We start from the raw sequence: 24,011 nt of genomic DNA on the forward strand, positions 1-24,011 counted from the left end.
TACACAGTATGCGGACAATAAAAAACGCCAGCATGCTGGCGTTTCTTATGTAGCGTCTATCAGGCCAAGGCCCGACCAGGCTTAGCCCAGCAGGGTAGCCCAGCCTTCAACGACGTCGCCGCCCCACTTGGCTTTCCACTCTTTCAGGGTTTTGTGATTGCCGCCTTTGGTTTCAATCACTTCGCCGTTGTGCGGGTTCTTGTATTGCTTAACCTTGCGAGCACGTTTGGTGCCGGTAGTTTTCACAGCACCGCGCGGCGCTTTAACTTTCGACTCTGGATCCAACAGCGCGATGATGTCACGCAGGGATTTGGAGTATTCACCCATCAGGGCGCGCAGTTTGCCTTCGAATTCCAGCTCAGTTTGCAGCTTGTCGTCTTCGGACAGGTTCTTCAAACGAGCTTGCAGCTCTTTGATAGCTTCTTCGGTGGCTCGGTATTCGTTGATCAGGGACATGTGGGCTACCTTATGGAGAGCGCTGATTGTCAGGGTAAGTGGCCTAATAATAGTCAGGCAAACTCTGCAAGTAAACATTTAAGGATGTTTTTAGGTGAATTACGTTGAATGTTTACGGTGAAGCGCTGCCATTGAGTTAATTAGTCGGTGGTTACCTAAGAATAATCTCGTTTATTTTTGTTAACAGCCCATGCGTTCGTTTGCGGGTGCATATAGCGAGCGTAAAACCTTACTCGCTCAGGGGGCGTAGCCGGCGCAAGGAGCTCGAATAAGCCGCAAGGACTACTGCAGTTTTTCTGCGTAATCGCTAGAATGGCGGCCTTTGCGAAGTTCTGGAGTTTCCCCCTAATGCGCACTTTTCGGCTGGTGATCGCTTGCCCGGACCGGGTTGGCATCGTTGCCAAAGTCAGTAACTTTCTGGCCTCCCACAACGGCTGGATCACCGAGGCGAGCCATCACTCGGACGATCTCAGCGGTTGGTTTTTCATGCGTCACGAAATTCGTGCCGACACACTGCCCTTTGGTCTTGAAGCCTTCCGTGAGGCGTTTACGCCTATCGCCGAAGAGTTTTCGATGACCTGGCACATCACCGACACCGAGCAGAAAAAGCGTGTGGTGCTGATGGCCAGCCGTGAGTCCCACTGCTTGGCCGACCTGCTGCACCGCTGGCACAGTGATGAGCTGGACTGCGAGATCGCCTGTGTCATTTCCAACCACGACGACCTGCGCAGCATGGTCGAATGGCATGGCATCCCTTATTACCACGTCCCGGTTAACCCGCAGGACAAGGAGCCGGCCTTCGCCGAGGTTTCGCGCCTGGTCAAGCAACACGACGCTGACGTGGTGGTGCTGGCGCGCTACATGCAAATCCTGCCGCCGGAGCTGTGCCGCGAATACGCAGGCAAGGTGATCAACATTCACCACAGCTTCCTGCCGTCGTTTGTCGGTGCCAAGCCCTATCACCAAGCTTCGCTGCGTGGCGTAAAGCTGATTGGCGCAACCTGCCACTACGTCACCGAAGAGCTCGACGCCGGGCCCATCATCGAGCAAGACGTGGTGCGCGTCAGCCACAGCGACAGCATTGAAGACATGGTGCGTTTTGGCCGTGATGTCGAGAAGATGGTGTTGGCCCGTGGCCTGCGCTATCACCTGGAAGACCGCGTGCTGGTGCACGGCAACAAAACCGTGGTGTTCTGATCAGGGCATTCAACGTTTTTGATTGAACAGTCAGGGGGCCTGGGCGTTAAATCGTTTCAGGCCCTTTTTGTTTGCCTGCCGTCGAGGACTGACTGATGAGCGACCCACTGGACAAAGCCACTTCCAAAGCCCCTGCGACGTTGGGGGAGGGCTGTTTGAGTCGATTTGACCCGGACGACCTGGACGCGGAGGACGGCACCGAATTTCCCGGTGCCGCCGAGTTGTGGCAGCGCGAGCGCAGCAAGGCCCAGCCCGGCGAAGAATAATCGCCCGCCGCCGACCCCGGCGGCGGGCATGTGCTCAGATGCGGAAACTGCCCACCAGCTGCTTCAAGCGCGCCGCCTGTTGTTCCAGGTCGGCACAGGCACGCAGGGTTGAATGCAGGTTTTCCACACCTTCCTGGTTGAGGGTGTTGATTTCGGTGATGTCCATGTTGATCGATTCCACCACCGAGGTTTGCTCCTCGGTGGCGGTAGCCACTGACTGGTTCATGCCGTCGATCTCGCCAATACGCTGGGTCACGCTGTTCAGGCGTTCGCCCGCCAGGTTGGCGATTTCCACGCTGTCCTGGCTGTAGCGCTGGCTTTCACTCATGGTGCTCACCGAATCGCGGGCGCCGACTTGCAGTTCCTCGATCATCTTTTGCACTTGTTGCGCCGATTCCTGGGTGCGATGGGCCAGGTTGCGCACTTCATCGGCCACCACCGCAAACCCGCGCCCGGCTTCACCGGCACGTGCGGCTTCAATGGCAGCATTCAGCGCCAGCAAGTTGGTTTGCTGGGAAATGCTGGTGATCACCTCAAGAATCTGCCCGATATTTACCGTCTTGCTGTTGAGCGCTTCAATATTGCTGCTGGAGGCGCTGATCATCGCCGACAGCTGCGTCATCGCCTTGATATTGCGATCTACCACCTGTTGCCCGTCTTCGGCCAGGTGCCGCGCATCGCTGGCCTGGCTGGAAGCTTGCGCTGCGTTACGGGCGATCTCCTGGGCGGCGGCGCCGAGCTCGTTGATGGCCGCGGCGACGCTGTTGGTGCGGTTGGCCTGTTCGTCGGAGTTGACCATTGACGAGTTGGAGGCGCTGACCACGCGCAAGGCAACTTCGTTGACCTGTTCAGTGGCCGAGGACACCTCGCGTATCGAGGTATGAATACGCTCGACGAAGCTATTGAAGGCATTCCCCAGCGTGCCGAATTCGTCGTGATTCTGGATGGTCAGGCGGCGGGTCAGGTCACCCTCGCCGTCGGCGATGTCCTGCATGGCGCGCGTCATCACGTGCAGCGGTTGCAACAGCACCCGAATCAACATGCCCAGCAGCGCAATGATGATCACCACCGCAATCAGCGTGGCGATGACTGCCGAGGTACGGAATTCGCTGAGCATGGCGAAGGATTTGTCTTTATCCACCGAAATACCCAGGTACCAGTTCACCGAAGGCAAACCCTTGATGGGTGTAAAGGTGATGATGTTGTCTTTGCCGTTGGCCGGAACTTCGCTGAACTCGCGACTGATTTTCGGTGTGTTCTGAGGGTACACATCGGCCAGGGTCTTCATCACCAGGTTCTTGTCCGGGTGCACCAGCACTTTGCCATCGGCACTGACCAGGAACGCGTAGCCCATGCCGCCGAAATTCAGGGCGCCGATGTTATCCACAAGCGTTTGCAGGCTCAGGTCGCCGCCTACTACGCCGATGCTTTGCCCGCCCTTGGCGCTGGGCGTGGCAATCGAAATGATCAACTGGCCCGTAGCCGCGTCGATATAGGGTTCGGTCAGGGTTGAGCCGTTGCTGCTCTGCGCGCCCTTGTACCAGGGGCGAACGCGCGGGTCGAAGCCGTCCGGCATCTTGCTGTCGGGGCGGATGGTGAACGCACCTGTGCTGTCGCCCACGTAGGTTGCCATGAACGAAGACGTCAGGGTTTTCTGTTCGAGCAGGCTCGCAACCACAGACGGTTCAGGGTTGACGGCGATGTTTTGGGCAGCGTTTTCCACCAGGGCAATGCGCCCGGTGAGCCAGGTTTGGATGTTGCTGGCGGTGACATCGCCCATTTCATGCAGGTAGTTATTGAGGTCGTCGCGAATCGCATTGCGTTGCAGATAGTCGTTGTAGAGGGTAAACAGTGCAAAAGCGGCGATGACGATAAGGGAGGCTGCAAGCAGTATCTTGTGGCTGAAGCGCAGGTTTTTATTCATGGCTTGTAGGGTCCGCTAAGGTCTTGATATCCGAAGCGCGTCCTTGTGGGACGCACCAAATAGCAGCGTCAAATAAGTGCGAAGTTTCCACGTACCGTTGAGGAAACTGTCTGACTGATTTTTAGACTTATTGAGTCTGACGTATCCCTGTATCGACCTTGCCGCGCTAAAGCTTAACCATAGGTGACCAAATGTCTGATTCCACGCAACTTCTTCTCGGCGCCGGCCCGGACGGCCAGCCTATCGCCCAGGCCATGCGCCTGGCTAACCGCCACGGGTTGATTGCCGGCGCCACCGGCACCGGCAAGACGGTTACGTTGCAGCGCCTGGCGGAAGCCTTCAGTGATGCGGGTGTGGCCGTGTTCGCCGCGGATATAAAAGGTGACCTGTGCGGCTTGGGGGCCGCCGCCAACCCGCAAGGTAAAGTGGCCGAGCGCATCGCGGGTATGCCTTTCCTCAACTACACGGCCAAAGCGTATCCGGTCACGTTGTGGGATATACACGGCCAATCCGGCCATCCGCTGCGCACCACCATCAGCGAAATGGGCCCGTTATTGCTCGGCAGCCTGTTGGAACTGACCGACAGCCAGCAATCGGCACTGTATGCCAGCTTTAAGGTGGCAGACCGCGAAGGCTTGTTGCTGCTCGACCTCAAAGACCTCAAGGCGTTGCTCAACCACCTGCACTATCACCCGGAGCTGCTGGGCGATGATGCGGCGTTGATGACCACCGGCTCCAGCCAGGCGCTGTTGCGCCGCCTGGCGGTGCTGGAGCAGCAGGGCGCCGAAGCGCTGTTTGGTGAGCCGGCGCTGCAACTTGAAGATATTTTGCAGCCCGCCAGCGATGGCCGCGGGCGCATCCACTTGTTGGACGCCAGCCGCTTGGTGCATGAGTCGCCAAAGGTCTACGCGACGTTCCTGTTGTGGTTGTTGGCTGAGCTGTTCGAGCAGTTGCCGGAGCGCGGCGATGCCGAAAAACCGCTGTTGGCGCTGTTTTTCGACGAAGCGCATTTGTTGTTCGCCGATACGCCCAAGGCGTTGCAGGATCGGCTGGAGCAGGTGGTGCGGCTGATTCGCTCCAAGGGTGTCGGCGTGTATTTCGTCACGCAGTCGCCGGGCGACCTGCCGGACACGGTGCTCGCGCAATTGGGCTTACGCGTCCAGCACGGTCTTCGCGCGTTCACCGCCAAAGAGCAAAAGTCCCTGCGTGCGGTGGCGGACGGGTTCCGTCCCAACCCGGCATTTGATGCGTTATCGGTGTTGACCGAGTTGGGCACCGGTGAGGCGCTGGTGGGTACGTTGCAGGAAAAGGGCACGCCAGAAATCGTCCAGCGCGTACTGGTAGCACCGCCGCAATCGCGCATCGGGCCACTCAGCGAAGCCGAACGTGCTGCGCTGATCGCCAGTTCGCCGTTGCGCGGGCGCTATGACAAACCGGTTGACCGTGAATCGGCCTACGAAGTGCTGATGGCGCGCAAGGACCTCGGGCCGAGCGATGCACCAAAGGCCACCACCGACGAGCCGAGTTTCACTGACAAGGCCGGAGCATTTTTGGGCTCTGCGGCGGGCAAGGCACTTAAATCCGCCCTGCAACAGGCCGCCAATCAGATGGGCCGTCAGTTAGTGCGTGGGTTGTTGGGTTCTTTGCTGGGTGGCAGCAAGCGCAAATAGGCGTTCAGGGTTTGGGCTTGGCATGCGCGGCCAACCGCTCGAGTGCCGCGCGCAAGCCCGGGTCGCTGATGCCGTCAGCCGTTGCCTGAATGGTTTCGGCGGCATTCACCGACAGGTCCATGGTGTGCCCCACCGCACCTTGCTGCACGGTGGGTGGCTGCACCTTGAACTGGATACGCGTCAAACTGGCAAACTCATCAAATGCCATCAATTGTCGCTGCAGGCGTTTTTGCTGATAGCGCAAGCGGGTCGCCCAATGACCATCGGTGACAATTAACAGCAAATTACCTTCGCGCCACGACGCCACATGGCAATGTTCACGCGCGGCGGGTTGCAGTTGGCTTTCGAGCAGGCGTTGCAAATGGCCCAGGCGTTGCGCGTGGCCGAAGATGGCTTTCAACGGTTTGGCTTCGCGGAGCAACGCGGCGGGAGCGCGAGCTGTAAGTGGGCGAAATGCCATGTTTAGACACCTTAGGTAACAGAGCCGCCATCTTAGCAGAAAGCGCTTGGCGGCCCCAGGCAATGCGTCGGCAGGGCTTTGCCCGTGAAATCAATAGGTAACTTCTGCTACTCACGGGTTGAAGTTCCGGCAAAAGCCCTTATTTTAAACAGGCCCTCTCACAGCCACATGCCCGCTTCGGGGAATAACGCCACTTTCCTCACCCACGATTCCGGGTAGAATACGCGTTCGCATGCGGCCGTGAGGGCTGCACGGGCCACTCACGGTGCGCCCTCCATCCCTATGTGTGGAAGAACCTGCCGATATGTTTGCGCCTTTGTTAAAGAAACTTTTTGGAAGCAAGAATGAGCGCGAAGTTAAACGCATGCTCAAGACGGTGCAGCTGGTCAATGCCTTCGAAGAGCAAATGGTTGCCCTTTCGGACGAGCAATTGCGCGCCAAGACCGAAGAGTTCAAGGCCCGCATAGCCAAAGGTGAAACCCTCGACAAGCTGCTTCCCGAAGCCTTTGCGGTCGCCCGCGAAGCCGGTAAGCGTGTCATGGGCATGCGCCACTTCGACGTTCAGTTGATCGGCGGCATGACCTTGCACGAAGGCATGATTGCCGAAATGCGCACCGGTGAAGGCAAGACCCTGGTAGCAACCCTGGGTGTTTACCTCAACGCACTGTCCGGCAAGGGCGTGCACGTGGTGACGGTGAACGACTACCTGGCTCGCCGGGACGCCAACTGGATGCGCCCGCTGTATGAATTCCTCGGCCTGACGGTCGGCGTTGTTACGCCGTTCCAGCCGCCGGAAGAGAAACGTCTGGCCTACGCTGCCGACATTACCTACGGCACCAACAACGAATTCGGTTTCGACTACCTGCGCGACAACATGGCGTTCAGCATGGAAGAAAAATTCCAGCGTGAACTCAATTTTGCCGTGATCGACGAAGTCGACTCCATCCTGATCGACGAAGCCCGTACCCCGCTGATCATCTCCGGCCAGGCCGAAGACAGCTCGCGCCTGTACACCGAGATCAACAAGTTGATCCCGCGTCTTGAGCAGCACATCGAGGAAGTGGAAGGCGTGGTGACCAAAGAAGGTCACTACAGCATTGATGAGAAGACCCGTCAGGTCGAGCTCAACGAAGCCGGTCACCAGTTTGTCGAAGAGATGCTGACGCAGATCGGCGAGCTGGCGGAAGGCGAAAGCCTTTACTCGGCGCACAACCTGGGCCTGTTGACCCACGTGTATGCCGGCCTGCGCGCTCACAAGCTGTTCCATCGCAACGTTGAATACATCGTGCAAGACGGCCAGGTCGTGCTGGTTGACGAACACACCGGCCGTACCATGCCGGGTCGTCGCCTGTCCGAAGGCCTGCACCAGGCCATCGAAGCCAAGGAAATGCTGAACATCCAGGCCGAAAGCCAGACGTTGGCGTCCACCACTTTCCAGAACTACTTCCGTCTGTACAACAAGCTGTCCGGCATGACCGGTACCGCCGACACCGAAGCGTTCGAATTCCACCAGATCTATGGCCTGTCGGTGATGGTTATCCCGCCGAACAAGCCGCTGGCGCGTAAAGACTACAACGACCTGGTGTTCCTGACCGCTGACGAAAAATACGCAGCCATCGTCGCCGACATCAAGGAATGCATGACCCACGGGCGTCCAGTGCTGGTGGGTACCGCCACCATCGAAACCTCCGAGCACATGTCCAGCCTGCTCAATAAGGAAGGCATCGAGCACAAGGTTCTGAACGCCAAGTTCCACGAAAAAGAAGCCGAGATCATTGCCCAGGCCGGTCGCCCAGGCGCACTGACCATCGCCACCAACATGGCCGGTCGTGGTACCGACATCCTGTTGGGCGGTAACTGGGAAGTGGAAGTGGCTTCCCTCGACAACCCGACCCCTGAGCAAATCGCCCAGATCAAGGCTGACTGGCAGAAACGCCACCAGGCGGTGTTGGAATCCGGTGGTTTGCAGGTGATTGCTTCCGAGCGTCACGAATCGCGCCGTATCGACAACCAGTTGCGTGGTCGTGCCGGCCGTCAGGGTGACGCCGGTTCGAGCCGTTTCTACCTGTCGCTGGAAGACAGCCTGATGCGTATTTTCGCCTCGGACCGGGTGAAGAACTTCATGAAAGCCCTGGGCATGCAGTCCGGTGAAGCGATTGAACACCGCATGGTGACCAACGCCATCGAGAAGGCCCAGCGCAAGGTTGAAGGCCGCAACTTCGACATTCGCAAGCAACTGCTCGAGTTCGATGACGTCAACAATGAACAGCGTAAAGTGATTTATCACATGCGTAACACGTTGCTGGCCGCCGACAACATTGGCGAGACCATCGCCGATTTCCGTCAGGACGTGCTTAACGCGACGGTCAGCGCACACATTCCGCCACAGTCGCTGCCTGAGCAGTGGGATGTTGCCGGTCTGGAAGCGGCGTTGAAGACCGACTTCGGTGTCGACCTGCCGGTCCAGCAATGGCTGGATGACGACGACCATCTGTACGAAGAAACGCTGCGCGAGAAACTGATGACCGAGCTGCTGCTCGCGTACAACGAGAAAGAAGAGCAAGCGAGTGCCGAAGCACTGCGCACCTTCGAGAAACAAATCGTATTGCGCGTGCTGGACGACCTGTGGAAAGACCACCTGTCGACCATGGACCATCTGCGTCACGGTATCCACTTGCGTGGTTACGCCCAGAAGAACCCGAAGCAAGAGTACAAGCGCGAGTCGTTCACGCTGTTCTCCGAGCTGCTGGATTCGATCAAGCGCGATTCGATTCGCGTGCTGTCCCACGTTCAGGTGCGTCGCGAAGACCCGATCGAGGAAGAAGCTCGCCTGCGTCAGGAGGCCGAAGCACTGGCCTCGCGCATGCAGTTCCAGCACGACGAAGCACCGGGCCTGGAAGCGCCTGAAGTATTGGGCGAAGAGGTTGATGTGGCCTTGGCTCAAACGCCGGTTCGCAATGACCAGAAGCTTGGCCGTAACGAACTGTGCTGGTGCGGTTCGGGCAAGAAGTTCAAACACTGCCACGGCGAAATCAACTAAGATTTTTGCCTGACGCCGCTACACCCCGCGCCGCGACCGGCATCAGCCGTCGCGGCGTTTTGCGATTAATTTCACCGTCTATCACGACGGCACAGACATCACCTATTTTAAGGAGCGCATTCATGGCTGTTGGTCTTGGTCCTTTGCCCACATTGCACCCGGTTGCCGGTTTTGAACTCGGTATCGCTTCGGCCGGCATCAAACGCCCAGGGCGTAAGGATGTGGTCGTGATGCGCTGTGCCGAAGGCTCGACCGTCGCCGGTGTGTTTACCCTGAATGCGTTCTGCGCCGCGCCGGTTATCCTGGCCAAGCAGCGTGTAGCGGGCTCGATTCGTTATTTGCTGACCAACACCGGCAACGCCAACGCAGGCACCGGTGAGCCAGGCCTGGTCGCCGCCGCGCGCACCTGCGCGAAGCTCGCCCAGCTTGCCGGAGTTGATGCCAGCCAGGTGCTGCCGTACTCCACCGGTGTGATCGGTGAGCCGCTGCCCGTAGAAAAAATCGAAGGCGCACTGCAAGCCGCGCTGGATGATTTGTCTGTGGATAACTGGGCGGCGGCGGCCACCGGCATCATGACCACCGACACATTGCCCAAAGGCGCCAGCCGTCAGTTTGTGCACGACGGCGTGACCGTTACCGTGACCGGCATCAGCAAAGGCGCCGGGATGATTCGCCCGAACATGGCGACCATGCTCGGCTACATCGCCACCGACGCTAAAGTCTCGCGCGACGTGTTGCACAGCCTGATGCTGGACGGGGCCAACAAGTCGTTCAACCGCATCACCATCGATGGCGATACGTCGACCAACGACTGCTGCATGCTGATTGCGACCGGTAAAGCCAACTTGCCGGAAATCACCTCCACCAGTGGCCCATTATTCGCGGCGTTGAAGCAGGCCGTGTTCGAGGTGTGCATGGAAGTGGCTCAGGCCATCGTGCGCGACGGTGAAGGCGCCACCAAGTTTGTCACCGTGGAAGTTAACGGCGGCGGCAACCACCAGGAGTGCCTGGATGTCGGCTACACCGTGGCCCACTCGCCGCTGATCAAGACGGCATTGTTCGCCTCTGACCCGAACTGGGGCCGTATCCTGGCCGCCGTTGGCCGCGCCGGTGTGCCTGACCTGGACGTGAGCAAGATCGACGTGTTCCTCGGTGACGTGTGCATCGCCAGCCGTGGCGCACGCGCTGAAACCTACACCGAAGCCCAAGGCTCGGCGGTCATGCAGCAGGAAGAAATCACCATTCGCATCGAACTCGGTCGCGGTGAGTGCAGCGAAACCATCTGGACCACTGACCTGTCCCACGAGTACGTGAAGATCAATGCGGAATACCGTACCTGATAGCCAAGAGGATACGCGCGGTGAAACGAGTGCATGTAGCAGCAGCGGTGATCCGCGGTGTCGACGGCAGGATTCTGCTGGCACGCCGCGCCGATACTCAGCATCAAGGCGGCCTCTGGGAATTCCCCGGTGGCAAGGTGGAGGCCGATGAATCGGTCGCCACTGCGCTGTCGCGCGAATTGCAGGAGGAACTGGGCATCCAGGTCACCACGGCGCGACCGCTGATCAAGGTGCAGCATGATTACCCGGACAAGCAGGTATTGCTGGATGTTTGGGAAGTTTCGGCGTTTACCGGCGAGCCGCATGGCGCCGAGGGGCAGCCGTTGGAATGGGTTGCGCCGCGTGATCTGCCGTATTACGAGTTTCCTGCTGCGAATGCGCCGATCGTGTCTGCCGCACGTTTGCCGGCCGAGTACCTGATCACCCCGGGCGAGCTGGAAACCCCGACGCTGTTGCGCGGTATTCGCCAAGCCATTGCTGGTGGCATCAAGCTGGTTCAACTGCGCGCGCCGAACGGTTATGACCCCAAATACCGTGATTTGGCGGTGGATGCGGTGGGCTTGTGTGCCGGCAAGGCGCAGTTGATGCTCAAGGGCCCGTTTGAATGGCTGGGGGATTTCCCGGCGGCCGGCTGGCACATGACCTCGGCGCAGTTGCGTAAATATGCCAGCAAGGGCCGTCCGCTGCCCAAAGATCGCTGGCTGGCGGCGTCGTGCCATAACGCCGAAGAGCTGGCGCTGGCAGAAATGATCGACGTGGATTTTGTCACGTTGTCGCCGGTGCAGCCGACGCAAACGCATCCGGATGCTCAGCCGTTGGGGTGGGATGAGGCCGCGCGGTTGATCAGCGGGTTTAGCAAGCCGGTGTTTTTGTTGGGTGGGGTTGGGCCTGCGCAGCGGGAACAGGCTTGGGAAGTCGGGGCTCAGGGGGTTGCCGGGATTCGGGCGTTTTGGCCAGAAGTTTGATGGTGTTTTGGCTGGCCTCATCGGGAGCAAGCCGCCCTCCCACAGTTGATAGAGTTCCACCTCTGGAATGCAGTTAACTGTGGGAGGGCGGCTTGCTCCCGATGAGGCCCTTGCAAGCACTACATAATCATCAGTGTGGCTTCGCCGCCGCCTGCCACAAAACCTCCGCTATACCCTGGCGCCTGGCAATCACTCTGGCCGCCACAAACAACAAATCCGATAACCGATTGATGTAAGCCAACCCGACCCCCTCCAGCGGCTCAACCGCGTTCAGATGCTGACACCTGCGCTCTGCACTGCGCGCCAGGCTGCGGCACACATGCGCCTGGGCGATCAGCGCCGAGCCACCGGGCAGGATAAAGTTCTCCAGCGGCCCGACTTCTTCGTTCCAGCGATCAATCGCCGCTTCCAGGCGATCAACTTCGGCTGCATTCAACGCCTTGTACACCGGCATTGCCAGCTCACCGCCCAGGTCGAACAAACGGTGTTGGCAAGGTGTAAGCACCTCGATCACGTCATTCAATTGCGGGTGCTTGCCGCTCTGTTCTTCAAGCCCCGCCAGCAGCAAGCCCAACTGGCTGTTCAGCGTGTCGACCTCACCAATGGCCTCCACGCGCGGGTGGTCCTTGGGTACGCGACGGCCATCGCCGAGGCCGGTCTCGCCTTGGTCGCCGGTACGTGTGTAGATCTTCGACAGGCGAAAGCCCATGGTCATTGCTCCAGTTGGGTGAGTTCATAGGGTGGCAGTTGGCTGCCAGCCAAGGGCAGGCGCAGGGTGAAGCAGGTGCCTTGGCCGAGGGTGGAGTGCACCTCCATCTGGCCTTTGTGGTTGTTGGTGATGATGAAGTACGACACCGACAGCCCAAGTCCGGTGCCTTGGCCGATCTCTTTGGTAGTGAAGAAGGGCTCGAACGTGCGTTTACGCACGTTTTCGCTCATGCCGATGCCGTTGTCTTCCACCTGGATCTCCGCCCATGGCGGGTTCAGGCGCGTGCGCAAGATGATGCGCCCTGGCTCGCGGTCGTCTTCACGCAGGTGAATCGCTTGGGCGGCGTTTTTCAGCAGGTTGAGCAGCACCTGTTCCAACTCGTTGGCGGTGCCGGGCACCGGGCCCAGTTGTGGGTCGAACTGGCGGATGATCGCCTGGCCCTTGAAGTCGAAACCGATGGTCAGGTCGAAGTCGTTACCGGCAATTTCGACTGCCTGGTCAATCAGTGCCGGTAAATCGCAGGGCGCCATCCGGCGATTACTGAGTCGGCTGAAGCTGAGCATGTGCGTGACGATTTTCGCTGCCCGTGCGCCAGCTTGCTGAATACCGTCGAGCAGTTGCGGTACTTCACGGCTTTGCAAGTAACGGTTGACCGTGTCCAGCGTGACGCCCGCGCGTTCGGCATGTTCCAGGTTCTTCGGCAGGTCGGGCGACAGGCGGCGACGAATGTTCTGCACGTTGTGCAGGATCGCCCCCAGCGGGTTATTGATTTCGTGGGCCATGCCCGCCGCCAGGCCGCCGACGGAGAGCATTTTTTCCGACTGCACCATCATCTCTTCAAGCGACAGGCGCTGGGTGATGTCGTCGATGCGGATCACCACGCCGCGCCCGGCGCCGCCCATCAGCGGGTAGAAGGTCAGGGCGTAATGTTTGGGCTCGTCATCCTTGACCCAGGTGACGCGCTCGATGCGCTGTACGGTGTGCTGCTCAACCGTGGCTTTTAGTTGCGGCAAGTACGGCTTTAGCGGCTGGAACGCGAGGAAAATCGGTTGGTTCAGCGCCTCGTCCAGGCGCGTGCCGGAAAGCGCGCTGGCCTCCTGATTCCACTGAGTCACGTAAAGCTGTTCATCCAGCGCGATCAACGCCGAAGGCATCGAGTCGATAATGCTGTTCAGGTAGTTCTGGAAACCGGTGAGTTTTTTCTCGATCTTGCTGCGAACCTGCACTTCAAGTTCCAGCTTGCGGTTGGTGTGGCGAGTCTCTTCGGCCAAGCCCTGGGCTTGATCGTAGGCGGCCTGGGAGTCGTCGCGCGCGCGTTTGAGTTGCTGCTCGCGGGCTTCGATGCGTGACAACATGGTGTTGAAAGCTTCGGCCAGGCTGCCGATCTCATCGTGGTTGCCGCGCCCGGCGCGCAGGGCGTAGTTCTCTTCGCGGGTCACTTGGCGTGACAGCTCTTCCAGTTCGTAAATCGGGCGAGTGATCAGGCGTTTGATCTGCCGGGCGATGATCAGCCAAAGCAGCACGCTGAAAATCAGGATGCCCAGGCTCGCCGTCAGCGTGCCGGTATAAAACGCCATCGGCAGTTCACTGCTGGCCACCAGCAGTAAGTGCCCGGAAGGCTGGCCGGCACGGGGCAGGGTGATGACCTGGTTGCTGCGAAACTCGGTCAGCCGCCACGCTTCGATGTGCCGGTAGGTGTCCGGCAAATGCAGGCGATCGCCGTGCTGCATTTGCGCCAGGCGGGTGCCTTCGCCGTCGTACAACGCAGCGGCGCGCAGCGGTGAATAACTGGTCAATTCATCAAGCAGGGCGTCGGCTTTGGCCGGGGACTCAAGCGCATCGGCAGCGAGGGCCGGGTTTGACACCAGGCGGCCGATGGCTTGCAGCGCCTGGGGCGCCATGCTTTCCTGGGAGATCCAGTAGGCCGCGCTGATAAACGTCAGGTTGGCAACCAGCAATACGGTAGTCAGTAGCACCAGCAGGGCGGCCAGCAGTTTCTGCCCTACGGGTAGATTTTCAAGACGCTGGCGCAGTGGCATCAGGGCTTTCCGAGGCGATAGACAGGTAGGCAGGGTAGCGCGTGCCTCAGTCGCTGGCCAATCCGCGTTCACGCAAATAGCCAACCAAACGCGCTTGTAGCTGTTGCAGGTGCGGCAGCACCAATTGATGGCGGGCTGCCGCCTGGCACGCATAGCCCAGCAGGTAGCTGATTTCGGTGCGCCGCGCGTTGGCCACGTCCTGATACATCGAGGAGTAATTGCTGGCGGTGGCCTGGATCACCCGTTGTACTTCGCTGTGCAACGCTTGCGCGGCCGCGGGCTGGCCGCAGCATTCGAGCAGTTCGGCCAATTCGGCGCACAGCGTTGCGACTTCGCATTGATGGTCTTGCAGGCCGCCGTTGCGGCACTGGTACAGCACCGTCAGTGGGTTGATCGCGCAATTGAGCGCCAGCTTGCGCCACAAGCGCGTCAGAATTTCGCTGCTCCATTCGTGAGGAATGCCGGCCGCGTGCAGGTCGTCCAGCCACAGCGGTGGCGTCGGCTGGCCTGTGTCCCCCAGCCAGGTGTAGCCATGCCCGGCGAACACCACGCGCCAATCGCCCTCGCGGAACGCGCCCTCGGTGCTGGAGGCAACTATGCTGCGCGCCTGCGGCACTTGGGCGGCCACCGCGTCTTGGCTGCCAAGGCCGTTTTGCAGCAGGATCAGCTCAGCATCCGCCGCCAACCGCTGTTGCAGCTGTGCGATAGCGCTTTGTGCGTCGTAGGCTTTGCACGCCACCAGCAGGCGCTGAATCGGCTCAGGGCTGTCGGGCGTTTCGCCGATGACAGGGTAAGTGTGTTCTATCCCGTGTTCGACCAGCGTCAGCCCATTACCGGCCTGATAGCTGGCCAGGCGCGCGTGGTCACGCAAGATCAACCGCACCGGCACGCCCGCGCGAGCCAGGCGCGTGGCCCAGAGTGTGCCCAGGCTGCCGGCGCCGAGAATATGCCAGGTGGTCGACATGAGTTTGTGCTCCGTGGGGTCGCTCACAGTGAACGCGGCGAAAGAACCGCTATAATGCCGGGGCATTTTAGCTTGGGCGCGCTCCATCTCTACTGAGCCCGCCCCTTATTTTGGAGAAATGACATGCCTTCGTTCGACGTGGTATCCGAACTGGACAAACACGAAGTCACCAACGCCGTCGAGAACGCCGTCAAAGAGCTGGACCGTCGCTATGACCTGAAAGGCAAGGGCAGCTTCGAGTTCAAGGAAAAGGAGTTGACCGTCAACCTGACCGCTGAAGCCGATTTCCAGCTGGAAGCGATGATCGAGATCCTCAAGCTGTCCCTGGTCAAGCGCAAGATCGATGCACAGTGCCTGGAAATCAAAGACGCGTACGCCTCCGGCAAGCTGATGAAGCAGGAAGCCGTGCTCAAGGAAGGCATCGACAAGGAGCTGGCGAAAAAAATCGTCGCTCACGTCAAGGATGCCAAGTTGAAAGTGCAGGCCGCCATTCAGGGCGAGCAGGTGCGTATCACCGGCAAGAAGCGTGATGACTTGCAGGACGCGATCGCTGCCCTGCGCGCCAAGACGTTTGACATGCCGCTGCAGTTCAACAACTTCCGCGACTGATAGTACGCTGCGGAACCCGCGGGCGTTTTTGACGTCCCACGCCCCAGAGTTTGTGCCTACACTTGAGCCCTTCGGGGCTCATTTGCGTTTTTAGGCAGTCAATAAAGCCGCACATCCGTGAAACAGGAGAAATATAGATGGATTTGAACGCTGAAGTGGATCACCTGATCAAGACCTCGCAGTCTTGGATCCCGATGATTATGGAATACGGCAGCCGTGTGTTGCTGGCGGTGGTCACCCTGGCCATCGGCTGGTGGTTGATCAACCGACTCACGCACCGGGTTGGGCGCTTGTTGGCCATCCGTAACGCCGACCTGGCGCTGCAGCACTTCATCACCAGCCTTGCGAACATCGCGTTGAAGATCATGCTGATTGTCAGCGTGGCCTCAATGATCGGCGTGGCAACCACCTCGTTTGTCGCTGCCATCGGTGCTGCCACCTTGGCTATCGGCTTGGCGTTGCAGGGCAGCCTGGCCAACTTCGCCGGCGGCGTGCTGATTCTGTTGTTCCGCCCGTTCCGCATTGGTGACTGGATCGAAGCCCAGGGCACTTCCGGTACGGTCGACAGCATCCAGATCTTCCACACTGTGCTGCGCACCGGCGACAACAAAACCGTGATCGTGCCGAACGGCATTCTGTCCAACGGCATCATCACCAACACCAACCGTCAGCCAACCCGCAAGGTGGTGTTTGACGTAGGTGTCGACTATGAAGCCGACCTGCAAAAAGCCCGTGAAGTGCTGCTGGAACTCGCGAAAGACGCTCGCGTGCTGGCAGATCCTGCGCCGGTAGCGGTAGTGTCGACCTTGGGCGACAGTTCCATCACTGTGTCGCTGCGGTGCTGGACCAACACGGCAGATTATTGGGATGTGGTGTTCATGCTCAATGAACTGGCACGAGACCGCTTGAAAGGCGCGGGTATTGATATTCCGTTTCCGCAGCGGGTTATTCGCGTTATGCAGGAACCTGCGGCTAAATAACCGGCCTTTAAACAACCAGGCGGCAAGGCATCGAACTTGGCCAATAGGTCAGGTTCTATGCTGACAGCTAATCTCGTTAGTTAGCGTGCTGGTTATTTTTCGACTGAAATAATACTGCAATAAAAAAGCCGCTCCCTTTAAACAGGGGAGCGGCTTTTTGTTTAAGGCCGAGGCCTTAAGTCATCGTTGTAATCAAACTGACAATTACAAGATGTTCAGCGGGTATTGCGCGATCAAACGCAGTTCGTCGATGGACGCCGAACCGTAGTACACGTTGTCAGACGAACGATAGGTCGCTTGACGCAGGCGCAAGCTCAGGTTTTTAGCCGGCCCGCTCTGGACCACGTATTTGCCTTCGATGTCACGTTCCCACTCTTTGCCGTTCGACGTGGTGCCAGTGTTGGCGCCGCTGCCGGTTACGTAACGCGTCATGAAGCTCAGGCCAGGAATGCCGAAGGTTGCCATGTTGATGTCGTAACGCGCCTGGAACGACTTCTCGCCTTCGGCGTTAAAGTCGGAACGGGCGATGGAGTTGGCCAGGAATACTGTGCCGCCGCCGTCTACACCGTAGCCGTAGTCACCGTCGCCGCTAACCTTTTGAGCTGCCAGGGTGAAGGTGTGTGCACCAACGGTGTACGCGCCTTGCAAGCTGAATGCACGGTTGTCGAGCTTGGTGGTGCCGTCTTTTTCAGCGCGTTGCAGGCCTGCGCCATCGCTTTTGGTGTCGTAGATGTTGAAGTCTACCGCGACGGATTGGTCATCGCTGAGCGCGTGGGTCCAGTTCACGTTGGCGTAGAGCTTCTTCCAGTAATCTTCTACTTTCGAGTAGTAGAGGCTGGTAGTGAGCTCTGGCGTCCAGGAGTAAACGCCGCCGACGAAGTTGGCGTCTCTCAGGCCGGTGCCGGTGACCGGCTCAGAGCTGGAGATACTGTCTTTGTAGGTGTGGTCCTGGGCGACGATCGAGGTGAAGTGACCGGCTTCCAGTTTCAGGCCCTTGATCTCGTTGCTGGTGATCGAGATACCTTGTGGCAGCTCTGGCAGCAAGCGGCTGTCGTCGGAGGCGAATACTGGCGCGGTGGTGTACTGGTCACCTACTTTCAAGACCGTATCAGAGATACGGAACTTGATGGCTGCGCCGCCTTTGGAGTATTCATCCTGAGCACGGCCATCGGAGCCATTCGGGAACAGACCCGTGCCGGCGCGACCCTTGCCGCTGTCGAGTTTGAGGCCGAGCAAACCAATGGCATCAAAACCGACACCGATAGTGCCCTGGGTGTAGCCCGAGCTGAACAGGCCATGGAAGCCAAGGCCGGTTTCTTCGCGGCGGCTTTGGGTGCCGGGCGCGTTATTACGGAAGTCGCGGCTGAAGTACAGGGTACGGGTCAGGATGCTGGCCGTACTGTCTTCGATAAAGCCCTTGGAATCATCTTGGGCGGACGCCATTGCGAACTGCGAGGTGCCTGCTGAAACAGCCAGTGCGATCATGCTCCACTTCATCACGCGCATCGTGATTTGCTCCTTTGGTTTTTAGGAAGAGTACTGCCGTCCCACCTGTATTTTTATCTGGGCGGCTCTTTCTTTTTTGTGTCAGCGCAAAGTTATATCACGCAGACCCTATTGACGATACTGACTCAACTATCCTTTCAGCTTCTTTACGAGACTGTCGTAAAATTGCTAATTCCGTGTCGCAAATTCACAGCCCAACGGTAACCGGGCTGACAACTTAAGTGCTGTTTTCATACAGCTTTCGAAGTATGAAAACTTCCTCTGCAGGCACTTAAACGCTAGTAGTGCTGATCGCGAAGCGCCTGCGTCCAAGCGGGTGCCGTTGCCGACGATACGAGTACTAATGCAACAAGCGCGCCCAAACCGGTCAGCGAATGTCATTTTTTCGTGAAAAACGTGACGGCAGTGTAAAAACCGCATAACCACGGGCTTTTTACGCCGTTTGGTTTGAGCGCCAGGCAGCCGCATTGCACCTGACCAGCGGTACACACAGCCTGTACCCAGGAAAAACGTTACCGGTTCACACCATTGCCGGGTAATCTCGGGCGCCTTTGAAGCACAGGTGGGTCATTTTGGTGCAACCCGTCGAGGCCCATTCCAGCGTAGCGCAGGTATTCGCCTGCCACTTAAAGGTGCAGGTTTTTTATTCGGCTGCCTCAAGGCGCCCGCATTCACCGTGAAGCCTTGAGCATTCGAAGGTATGCTGGGCGCCTGAAATTGACCTGCCGAACGGAGTGCCCGCGTGTTCGCCTTAGATCAACGCCTGCAACAAGACACACTGGCCATTGGCGACTTCCCGCTCTGCCGCCTGCTGCTGTCCAACGATTCCAATTACCCGTGGTTTATCCTGGTGCCGCGCAAAGACGCTATCAGCGAAGTGTTTCAGCTCGATGGCGCAGACCAACACACGCTGTGGCAAGAAACCACCGCCCTGGCGCAGTGGCTGAACGAAGCGTGGGCTGCCGACAAGATGAACATTGGCGCGTTGGGTAACGTTGTCAGCCAGTTGCACGTGCATGTGATCGTGCGCAAACGCGATGACGCCGCTTGGCCGGCACCGGTTTGGGGCAAACATCCGGCTCAGCCTTACACCGAAGAGCAAGTGGCGGCGATTCGCGCACGGCTGCGCGCGTTTTTGCCCGCCAACTTCATCTTTACTCAGGACTGAACCATGGATCTGCAAGACCGCGTCACCGACCTGGAAAGCCGCCTGGCCTTTCAGGATGACACCATCGAAACCCTGAATGACATTCTGGTTACTCAGCAGCGTGCGGTCGAACGCCTGCAGTTGCAGATGACCGCGCTGCTCAAGCGCCAGGAAGAAATGGGTGGCCAGTTCGAGTCATCCGAAGAAGAAGCGCCGCCGCCGCACTACTAAGTGCTTGCGTGCAAGCCGCCCTGGATTAATCGCCAGGCAATAAAAAACCGCGACCCAGCAGTGCTGGATCGCGGTTTTTTTTGCTGCGAACGCTAGGGTCAGCGGCGCGGCAGGGCAGCGATTACGTCTTCGGCTTGCAGGCCTTTATCGCGATTCATCACCGAGAACTCCACGCGCTGGCCTTCCACCAGAACACGATGGCCTTCGCCGCGGATGGCCCGGAAGTGGACGAAAATATCGTCGCCCGAATCGCGGGAGATAAAGCCGAAGCCTTTGGAGGTGTTGAACCACTTGACGGTCCCGGTATCCCGGTTGGTCATATCGTAGCTTTGCGACGCGGCCGCAGGCGACGAGCGGTAGAAGCTGATGGCCAGGTGAAGAGCGATGGCGACCACAGCAATCACCAGGCTGAGCAGGATGGCCGGGTGGCCGCCCACTTCAGGCATAGGTGCGAGGAGGGTGAGGGTTTGAACGACAACGGTCAGCACCAGCAGCGCGCTGACCAGGTTTTGCAGTTGATGACGCGTGCCTTTGTTCCAGTAAGGGATCACCGGTGCCAGCGTCAGGTTAAGAAGGCCGAACAAGGCCAGGTACAGAGCGTCGTGTTGTTCCAGGTAGGGAGGGCTTCCCTGTTGCAAGCTCGGTATAAAGGACAGCAGCAACGCTGCAACGCCCGTTAGCAGGTGGACGATTTTCAACATTTTGATTAACTCACGTTAAGAAGGATCACAAGGAAGAGCTGACTGGCACGGTTCGCTTCTGAACAAATGGGAGGCGTTGGGCACGTGCGCGGGTATCAGCCTATGTGACTGCCGCAGAAATAGACGGCAAGCACACCCCGCCTATTTAACAGCAAAGGCTGTGCCTACTCAAATCAAGCATTTCGGGGTGTTGCGACAGCGACGGCATTTGTGCGTCAAATACGTGTCCTAGACCGGTGCGTGCTTTTTGCGCGGTATTTTGAGAATCTCTCTACGCTGCGCACAGGCTTGGCTGTAACCGGCAGTCGTGGTGTGGAGGGCGGCGATTTGTCGCACGCCGCCGCGTATGCCGGGCTGCACACAGCCTGCACTCTTGCTAGAGTGGTGCCCTTGCTAGAGTGGTGCCGCAACGGATCAATGAATCCTCGTCAATTGAAGGGAAAAAACATGGCAATCGATATCGGTATCAGTGAAGAAGATCGTAAATCCATCGTCGACGGACTTTCACGGCTGCTGTCTGATACCTATGTACTGTATTTGAAGACCCACAACTTCCATTGGAACGTGACTGGCCCGATGTTTCGTACGCTGCACTTGATGTTCGAAGAGCAGTACAACGAACTGGCGCTGGCGGTCGACTCCATTGCCGAACGTATTCGTGCCCTCGGCTTTCCTGCGCCGGGCGCCTATTCGATCTACGCGCGTCTGTCTTCGATCAAGGAAGAAGAGGGCGTGCCCAGCGCCGAAGAGATGATCAAGCAGTTGGTCGCAGGCCAGGAAGCAGTGACGCGTACCGCGCGCGGCATTTTCCCGTTGCTCGATAAGGTCAGCGATGAGCCGACTGCCGACCTGCTGACCCAGCGCATGCAGGTTCACGAGAAAACCGCCTGGATGCTGCGTTCGCTGCTCGAAAACCAGTAAACCTCCCGCCCCAAAAAACAGCGAGTGGCGCCTTCGTGGCGCTGCTTGCTTGTTTCCGCGCACTTCCTGGCGTTGTCCTACGACTATCAACTCCGCGTCTTCTGGCTGCCCCTCGCGTCCTGCTGTTTTATAGAGCCACTGCCCAATGGGAGAAACCCATGGGCTGTTGTTTGGCAATGGAGTGTCAGGTGTATGTCACGCACAGCGGGTAATGGAGTAATGGAAACCTGTGGTTTTCATAAGATAAAGGTCGACCCCTTCACCAAAGGGTTCGATATGGGACTGGCCAAGCCATTGTCCCGGTCGGTCAGGCTCAACGGGTTTTCCACCTGCCTGCGTCTGGAGCAGATCTATTGGAATATCCTCACGGAGATAGCCAGGATCAATGCCTGCACAGTCAGTGCGTTGCTGTCATACGTCGATCGGGAAGTGCATTTGCGTTACGGAGGGGTGAAGAACTTCAGCGGGCTGGTCAGGGTGGTGTGCGTCGTCCACGTATTAAAAGGTCGCGTGGCAACCATGAGCCCGGATTAACCCGGCGCTCGCAGCCGGCCCGCGGTTATCGCGGGCCGGTGTTCGGGCAGAAAGCCGGCTGCGCTGTGTCGATTTACCAGATATAATCTCGCGCTTTGCTGCGCAAGCCGGGCTTTATCCACAGGGCGCGCGGCGTAGTTACGATCCGATCGCCGAGACATCTCCATGCCCATGTACGACTATCAATGCGCTTCTTGTGGTCATCAGTTGGAAGCCATTCAGAAGATCAGCGCAGCGCCGCTGGTCGATTGCCCTGCCTGCCAGGCGCCTGAGCTGAAGAAGATGTTGTCCATGCCGGGCTTCCGCCTGAGCGGCAGCGGCTGGTACGAGACCGATTTCAAGACCGGCGCCAAAAAGAATCTGGCGGGCGGCGACAAAGCAGACTGAGTTGAACTCTACGCGCAGGCTCCTGCATTATCCGTCCCCTGCTTAACAGTACGGTGACGAGGCAAGCCTCCACCGAATTTCGAATTACGAGAAGTGAAACCACTACCATGATGCGCAGCCATTATTGCGGCCAACTGAACGAGACCCTGGAAGGTCAGGAAATCACTCTTTGCGGATGGGTTCACCGTCGCCGCGACCACGGCGGGGTGATCTTCCTCGATATCCGTGATCGTGATGGTCTGGCCCAAGTGGTGTTCGACCCGGACCGCGCCGACAGCTTCGCCGCCGCCGACCGCGTGCGCAGCGAGTACGTCGTTAAAATCACCGGCAAGGTTCGCCTGCGTCCGGCCGGTGCGGTGAACGCGAACATGGCCTCCGGCGGCATCGAAGTGCTGGGCTACGAGCTGGAAGTGCTGAACGAATCGGAAACGCCGCCGTTCCCACTCAACGAATATTCCGACGTTGGCGAAGAAACCCGCCTGCGCTACCGCTTCCTGGATCTGCGTCGCCCGGAAATGGCCGAGAAGCTGCGCCTGCGTTCGCGCATGACCACCAGCATCCGCCGCTTCCTCGACGAGAACGGCTTCCTCGACGTCGAAACGCCGATCCTCACCCGGGCGACTCCGGAAGGCGCGCGTGACTACCTGGTGCCAAGCCGTACGCACGCCGGCAGCTTCTTTGCCCTGCCGCAATCGCCGCAACTGTTCAAGCAACTGCTGATGGTGGCCGGCTTCGACCGTTACTACCAGATCGCCAAGTGCTTCCGTGACGAAGACTTGCGTGCTGACCGCCAGCCCGAATTCACCCAGATCGACATCGAGACCAGCTTCCTCGATGAAAAAGAGATCATGGGCCTGACCGAACAAATGATCCGCAACCTGTTCAAGGAAGTGCTGGACCTTGAGTTCGGCGAATTCCCGCACATGACCTTCGAAGAAGCCATGCGCCGCTACGGTTCCGACAAGCCAGACCTGCGTAACCCGCTGGAACTGGTGGACGTGGCCGACCAACTCAAAGCAGTTGATTTCAAGGTGTTCAGCGGCCCGGCCAACGACCCTAAATGCCGCATCGCCGCCCTGCGCGTGCCTGGCGGCGCGAGCATGCCGCGCAAGCAGATCGACGACTACACCAAGTTCGTTGGCATCTACGGTGCCAAGGGCCTGGCGTACATCAAGGTCAACGAGCGCGCTAACGGTGTTGAAGGTCTGCAATCGCCGATCGTGAAAAACATCCCGCTGGACAACCTCAACGCGATTCTGGACCGCGTGGGTGCGGTTGACGGCGACATTGTGTTCTTCGGCGCCGACAAAGCTAAAATTGTCAGCGAAGCCTTGGGCGCACTGCGCATCAAGCTGGGCCACGACCTCGACTTGCTGACCTGCAAGTGGGCACCGATGTGGGTCGTTGACTTCCCGATGTTCGAAGAGAACGACGACGGCAGCTTCAGCGCCTTGCACCACCCGTTCACCGCGCCAAAGTGCACGCCGCAGGAGCTCGAAGCCAACCCGGCCGGCGCTCTGTCGCGTGCTTACGACATGGTGTTGAACGGTACCGAGCTGGGTGGCGGTTCGATCCGTATCCACCGCAAAGAGATGCAGCAGTCGGTGTTCCGTCTGCTGGGCATCAACGAAGCGGAACAGCAAGAGAAGTTCGGCTTCCTGCTCGATGCCCTCAAATACGGCGCGCCGCCGCACGGTGGCCTGGCGTTCGGCCTCGACCGTCTGGTGATGCTGATGACCGGCGCGCAGTCTATTCGTGAAGTGATTGCCTTCCCGAAAACCCAAAGTGCTGCGGACGTAATGACCCAGGCTCCGGGTGTGGTGGATGCCAAGGCGCTGCGCGAACTGCACATCCGTCTGCGCGAGACACCCAAGGCTGAGTAAGGCTGCTGCGTGAAAGCGCACTGAGGTTTACGCGGTCTAAAAAGGCGCATCTTCGGATGCGCCTTTGCGTTAAACGAGGCAT

General features: G+C 58.8%; 22 protein-coding genes and 1 pseudogene. 14 read left to right on the forward strand and 9 right to left on the reverse strand.

Annotation, left to right across the window (positions count from 1 at the left end; translation table 11 throughout):
• Window positions 1-81: 81 nt before the first annotated feature.
• Window positions 82-456 (reverse strand): histone-like nucleoid-structuring protein MvaT, encoded by a 375-nt coding sequence (gene mvaT / locus AO240_RS24350; RefSeq protein WP_058412501.1) that lies wholly within the window; start codon window positions 454-456, stop codon window positions 82-84.
• A gap of 348 nt (window positions 457-804) precedes the next feature.
• Between mvaT and purU the strand changes: the two genes are divergently transcribed.
• Together purU and AO240_RS28695 are read left to right on the forward strand one after the other, a co-directional pair.
• Entirely contained in the window at window positions 805-1,653 is an 849-nt protein-coding gene (gene purU / locus AO240_RS24360; protein ID WP_058412500.1) for a formyltetrahydrofolate deformylase, read from the forward strand.
• A 95-nt stretch (window positions 1,654-1,748) separates the two neighbouring features.
• On the forward strand, window positions 1,749-1,919 hold the full coding sequence (locus AO240_RS28695) for a hypothetical protein (protein ID WP_162839871.1): 171 nt from the start codon (window positions 1,749-1,751) through the stop codon (window positions 1,917-1,919).
• 34 nt (window positions 1,920-1,953) lie between these two features.
• Here AO240_RS28695 and AO240_RS29435 read toward each other — a convergent pair whose 3' ends face one another.
• Both AO240_RS29435 and AO240_RS29440 read right to left on the reverse strand, forming a co-directional pair.
• Window positions 1,954-2,718: a methyl-accepting chemotaxis protein gene (locus AO240_RS29435; protein ID WP_371918678.1), complete on the reverse strand. Its 765-nt coding sequence runs from the start codon at window positions 2,716-2,718 to the stop codon at window positions 1,954-1,956.
• Between the two features lie 93 nt (window positions 2,719-2,811).
• Window positions 2,812-3,843: pseudogene (locus AO240_RS29440) on the reverse strand (cache domain-containing protein); the annotation flags it as partial.
• Between the two features lie 191 nt (window positions 3,844-4,034).
• Between AO240_RS29440 and AO240_RS24370 the strand changes: the two are divergent.
• Complete coding sequence (locus AO240_RS24370) at window positions 4,035-5,513, forward strand: helicase HerA-like domain-containing protein (protein ID WP_099239917.1); 1,479 nt, start codon at window positions 4,035-4,037, stop codon at window positions 5,511-5,513.
• Window positions 5,514-5,517: 4 nt separating this feature from the next.
• Here the strand turns inward: AO240_RS24370 and AO240_RS24375 are convergent, their stop codons facing one another.
• Entirely contained in the window at window positions 5,518-5,973 is a 456-nt protein-coding gene (locus AO240_RS24375) for a DUF721 domain-containing protein (RefSeq protein ID WP_099239919.1), read from the reverse strand.
• 304 nt (window positions 5,974-6,277) lie between these two features.
• On the opposite strand from AO240_RS24375, the gene secA reads away from it, so the two are divergent.
• From secA to AO240_RS24390, 3 genes are all read left to right on the forward strand, one after another.
• Window positions 6,278-9,013, forward strand: coding sequence for a preprotein translocase subunit SecA (gene secA / locus AO240_RS24380; RefSeq protein ID WP_099239921.1), 2,736 nt, complete (start codon window positions 6,278-6,280; stop codon window positions 9,011-9,013).
• 122 nt (window positions 9,014-9,135) lie between these two features.
• Window positions 9,136-10,353: a bifunctional glutamate N-acetyltransferase/amino-acid acetyltransferase ArgJ gene (gene argJ, locus AO240_RS24385; RefSeq protein WP_099239923.1), complete on the forward strand. Its 1,218-nt coding sequence runs from the start codon at window positions 9,136-9,138 to the stop codon at window positions 10,351-10,353.
• Window positions 10,354-10,373: 20 nt separating this feature from the next.
• Complete coding sequence (locus AO240_RS24390) at window positions 10,374-11,318, forward strand: Nudix family hydrolase (RefSeq protein ID WP_099239925.1); 945 nt, start codon at window positions 10,374-10,376, stop codon at window positions 11,316-11,318.
• 130 nt (window positions 11,319-11,448) lie between these two features.
• Here the strand turns inward: AO240_RS24390 and AO240_RS24395 are convergent, their stop codons facing one another.
• From AO240_RS24395 to AO240_RS24405, 3 genes are read right to left on the reverse strand one after another with little or no spacing between them, the layout of a single operon-like run.
• Window positions 11,449-12,027, reverse strand: a complete 579-nt coding sequence (locus AO240_RS24395; protein WP_099239927.1) for a cob(I)yrinic acid a,c-diamide adenosyltransferase — start codon at window positions 12,025-12,027, stop codon at window positions 11,449-11,451.
• Window positions 12,028-12,029: 2 nt separating this feature from the next.
• Window positions 12,030-14,066, reverse strand: coding sequence for an ATP-binding protein (locus AO240_RS24400; protein ID WP_099239929.1), 2,037 nt, complete (start codon window positions 14,064-14,066; stop codon window positions 12,030-12,032).
• Window positions 14,067-14,112: 46 nt separating this feature from the next.
• Window positions 14,113-15,030 (reverse strand): putative 2-dehydropantoate 2-reductase, encoded by a 918-nt coding sequence (locus tag AO240_RS24405; RefSeq protein WP_099239931.1) that lies wholly within the window; start codon window positions 15,028-15,030, stop codon window positions 14,113-14,115.
• A 123-nt stretch (window positions 15,031-15,153) separates the two neighbouring features.
• On the opposite strand from AO240_RS24405, the gene AO240_RS24410 reads away from it, so the two are divergent.
• Together AO240_RS24410 and AO240_RS24415 are read left to right on the forward strand one after the other, a co-directional pair.
• On the forward strand, window positions 15,154-15,639 hold the full coding sequence (locus tag AO240_RS24410) for a YajQ family cyclic di-GMP-binding protein (RefSeq protein ID WP_048727071.1): 486 nt from the start codon (window positions 15,154-15,156) through the stop codon (window positions 15,637-15,639).
• 137 nt (window positions 15,640-15,776) lie between these two features.
• On the forward strand, window positions 15,777-16,619 hold the full coding sequence (locus tag AO240_RS24415) for a mechanosensitive ion channel family protein (protein WP_099239933.1): 843 nt from the start codon (window positions 15,777-15,779) through the stop codon (window positions 16,617-16,619).
• Between the two features lie 204 nt (window positions 16,620-16,823).
• On the opposite strand, the gene AO240_RS24420 is transcribed toward AO240_RS24415, so the two are convergent.
• On the reverse strand, window positions 16,824-18,125 hold the full coding sequence (locus AO240_RS24420) for an OprD family porin (protein ID WP_099239935.1): 1,302 nt from the start codon (window positions 18,123-18,125) through the stop codon (window positions 16,824-16,826).
• 742 nt (window positions 18,126-18,867) lie between these two features.
• Between AO240_RS24420 and AO240_RS24425 the strand changes: the two genes are divergently transcribed.
• Both AO240_RS24425 and AO240_RS24430 read left to right on the forward strand, forming a co-directional pair.
• Window positions 18,868-19,293 carry an HIT domain-containing protein gene (locus tag AO240_RS24425; RefSeq protein ID WP_099239937.1) on the forward strand — a complete coding sequence of 142 codons (426 nt, stop codon included), beginning with the start codon at window positions 18,868-18,870 and terminating at the stop codon, window positions 19,291-19,293.
• 3 nt (window positions 19,294-19,296) lie between these two features.
• Entirely contained in the window at window positions 19,297-19,503 is a 207-nt protein-coding gene (locus tag AO240_RS24430; protein ID WP_017847119.1) for a SlyX family protein, read from the forward strand.
• Window positions 19,504-19,601: 98 nt separating this feature from the next.
• Here the strand turns inward: AO240_RS24430 and AO240_RS29180 are convergent, their stop codons facing one another.
• Complete coding sequence (locus AO240_RS29180; RefSeq protein WP_058412487.1) at window positions 19,602-20,204, reverse strand: cold-shock protein; 603 nt, start codon at window positions 20,202-20,204, stop codon at window positions 19,602-19,604.
• Window positions 20,205-20,651: 447 nt separating this feature from the next.
• Here AO240_RS29180 and AO240_RS24440 point away from each other — a divergent pair, with 447 nt between their 5' ends.
• The 4 genes from AO240_RS24440 (at window position 20,652) to aspS (ending at window position 23,929) form a co-directional block, all read left to right on the forward strand.
• Window positions 20,652-21,125, forward strand: coding sequence for a Dps family protein (locus AO240_RS24440; RefSeq protein ID WP_003193874.1), 474 nt, complete (start codon window positions 20,652-20,654; stop codon window positions 21,123-21,125).
• 192 nt (window positions 21,126-21,317) lie between these two features.
• Window positions 21,318-21,659 carry a ribbon-helix-helix domain-containing protein gene (locus AO240_RS24445; RefSeq protein WP_099239939.1) on the forward strand — a complete coding sequence of 114 codons (342 nt, stop codon included), beginning with the start codon at window positions 21,318-21,320 and terminating at the stop codon, window positions 21,657-21,659.
• A gap of 165 nt (window positions 21,660-21,824) precedes the next feature.
• On the forward strand, window positions 21,825-22,046 hold the full coding sequence (locus tag AO240_RS24450) for an FmdB family zinc ribbon protein (protein WP_003193872.1): 222 nt from the start codon (window positions 21,825-21,827) through the stop codon (window positions 22,044-22,046).
• Window positions 22,047-22,153: 107 nt separating this feature from the next.
• Window positions 22,154-23,929 (forward strand): aspartate--tRNA ligase, encoded by a 1,776-nt coding sequence (gene aspS, locus AO240_RS24455; RefSeq protein ID WP_099239941.1) that lies wholly within the window; start codon window positions 22,154-22,156, stop codon window positions 23,927-23,929.
• The last annotated feature ends 82 nt before the right edge of the window (window positions 23,930-24,011 follow it).

Origin of the sequence: Pseudomonas sp. ICMP 460, assembly GCF_002723595.1 — a bacterium.
Classification (GTDB): Bacteria; Pseudomonadota; Gammaproteobacteria; order Pseudomonadales; family Pseudomonadaceae; genus Aquipseudomonas; species Aquipseudomonas kitaguniensis.

Bases quoted from the DNA above. Each gene is read 5' to 3' on its own strand.
- AO240_RS24440 (WP_003193874.1), top strand. From the start codon at position 20,652: ATGGCAATCGATATCGGTATCAGTGAAGAAGATCGTAAATCCATCGTC.
- AO240_RS24420 (WP_099239935.1), bottom strand. From the start codon at position 18,125: ATGCGCGTGATGAAGTGGAGCATGATCGCACTGGCTGTTTCAGCAGGC.
- AO240_RS24400 (WP_099239929.1), bottom strand. From the start codon at position 14,066: ATGCCACTGCGCCAGCGTCTTGAAAATCTACCCGTAGGGCAGAAACTG.
- AO240_RS24430 (WP_017847119.1), top strand. From the start codon at position 19,297: ATGGATCTGCAAGACCGCGTCACCGACCTGGAAAGCCGCCTGGCCTTT.
- AO240_RS24395 (WP_099239927.1), bottom strand. From the start codon at position 12,027: ATGGGCTTTCGCCTGTCGAAGATCTACACACGTACCGGCGACCAAGGC.
- secA (WP_099239921.1), top strand. From the start codon at position 6,278: ATGTTTGCGCCTTTGTTAAAGAAACTTTTTGGAAGCAAGAATGAGCGC.
- mvaT (WP_058412501.1), bottom strand. From the start codon at position 456: ATGTCCCTGATCAACGAATACCGAGCCACCGAAGAAGCTATCAAAGAG.
- AO240_RS29435 (WP_371918678.1), bottom strand. From the start codon at position 2,718: ATGGTCAACTCCGACGAACAGGCCAACCGCACCAACAGCGTCGCCGCG.
- aspS (WP_099239941.1), top strand. From the start codon at position 22,154: ATGATGCGCAGCCATTATTGCGGCCAACTGAACGAGACCCTGGAAGGT.
- argJ (WP_099239923.1), top strand. From the start codon at position 9,136: ATGGCTGTTGGTCTTGGTCCTTTGCCCACATTGCACCCGGTTGCCGGT.
- AO240_RS29180 (WP_058412487.1), bottom strand. From the start codon at position 20,204: ATGTTGAAAATCGTCCACCTGCTAACGGGCGTTGCAGCGTTGCTGCTG.
- purU (WP_058412500.1), top strand. From the start codon at position 805: ATGCGCACTTTTCGGCTGGTGATCGCTTGCCCGGACCGGGTTGGCATC.
- AO240_RS24450 (WP_003193872.1), top strand. From the start codon at position 21,825: ATGCCCATGTACGACTATCAATGCGCTTCTTGTGGTCATCAGTTGGAA.
- AO240_RS28695 (WP_162839871.1), top strand. From the start codon at position 1,749: ATGAGCGACCCACTGGACAAAGCCACTTCCAAAGCCCCTGCGACGTTG.
- AO240_RS24405 (WP_099239931.1), bottom strand. From the start codon at position 15,030: ATGTCGACCACCTGGCATATTCTCGGCGCCGGCAGCCTGGGCACACTC.
- AO240_RS24445 (WP_099239939.1), top strand. From the start codon at position 21,318: ATGTCACGCACAGCGGGTAATGGAGTAATGGAAACCTGTGGTTTTCAT.
- AO240_RS24415 (WP_099239933.1), top strand. From the start codon at position 15,777: ATGGATTTGAACGCTGAAGTGGATCACCTGATCAAGACCTCGCAGTCT.
- AO240_RS24375 (WP_099239919.1), bottom strand. From the start codon at position 5,973: ATGGCATTTCGCCCACTTACAGCTCGCGCTCCCGCCGCGTTGCTCCGC.
- AO240_RS24410 (WP_048727071.1), top strand. From the start codon at position 15,154: ATGCCTTCGTTCGACGTGGTATCCGAACTGGACAAACACGAAGTCACC.
- AO240_RS24370 (WP_099239917.1), top strand. From the start codon at position 4,035: ATGTCTGATTCCACGCAACTTCTTCTCGGCGCCGGCCCGGACGGCCAG.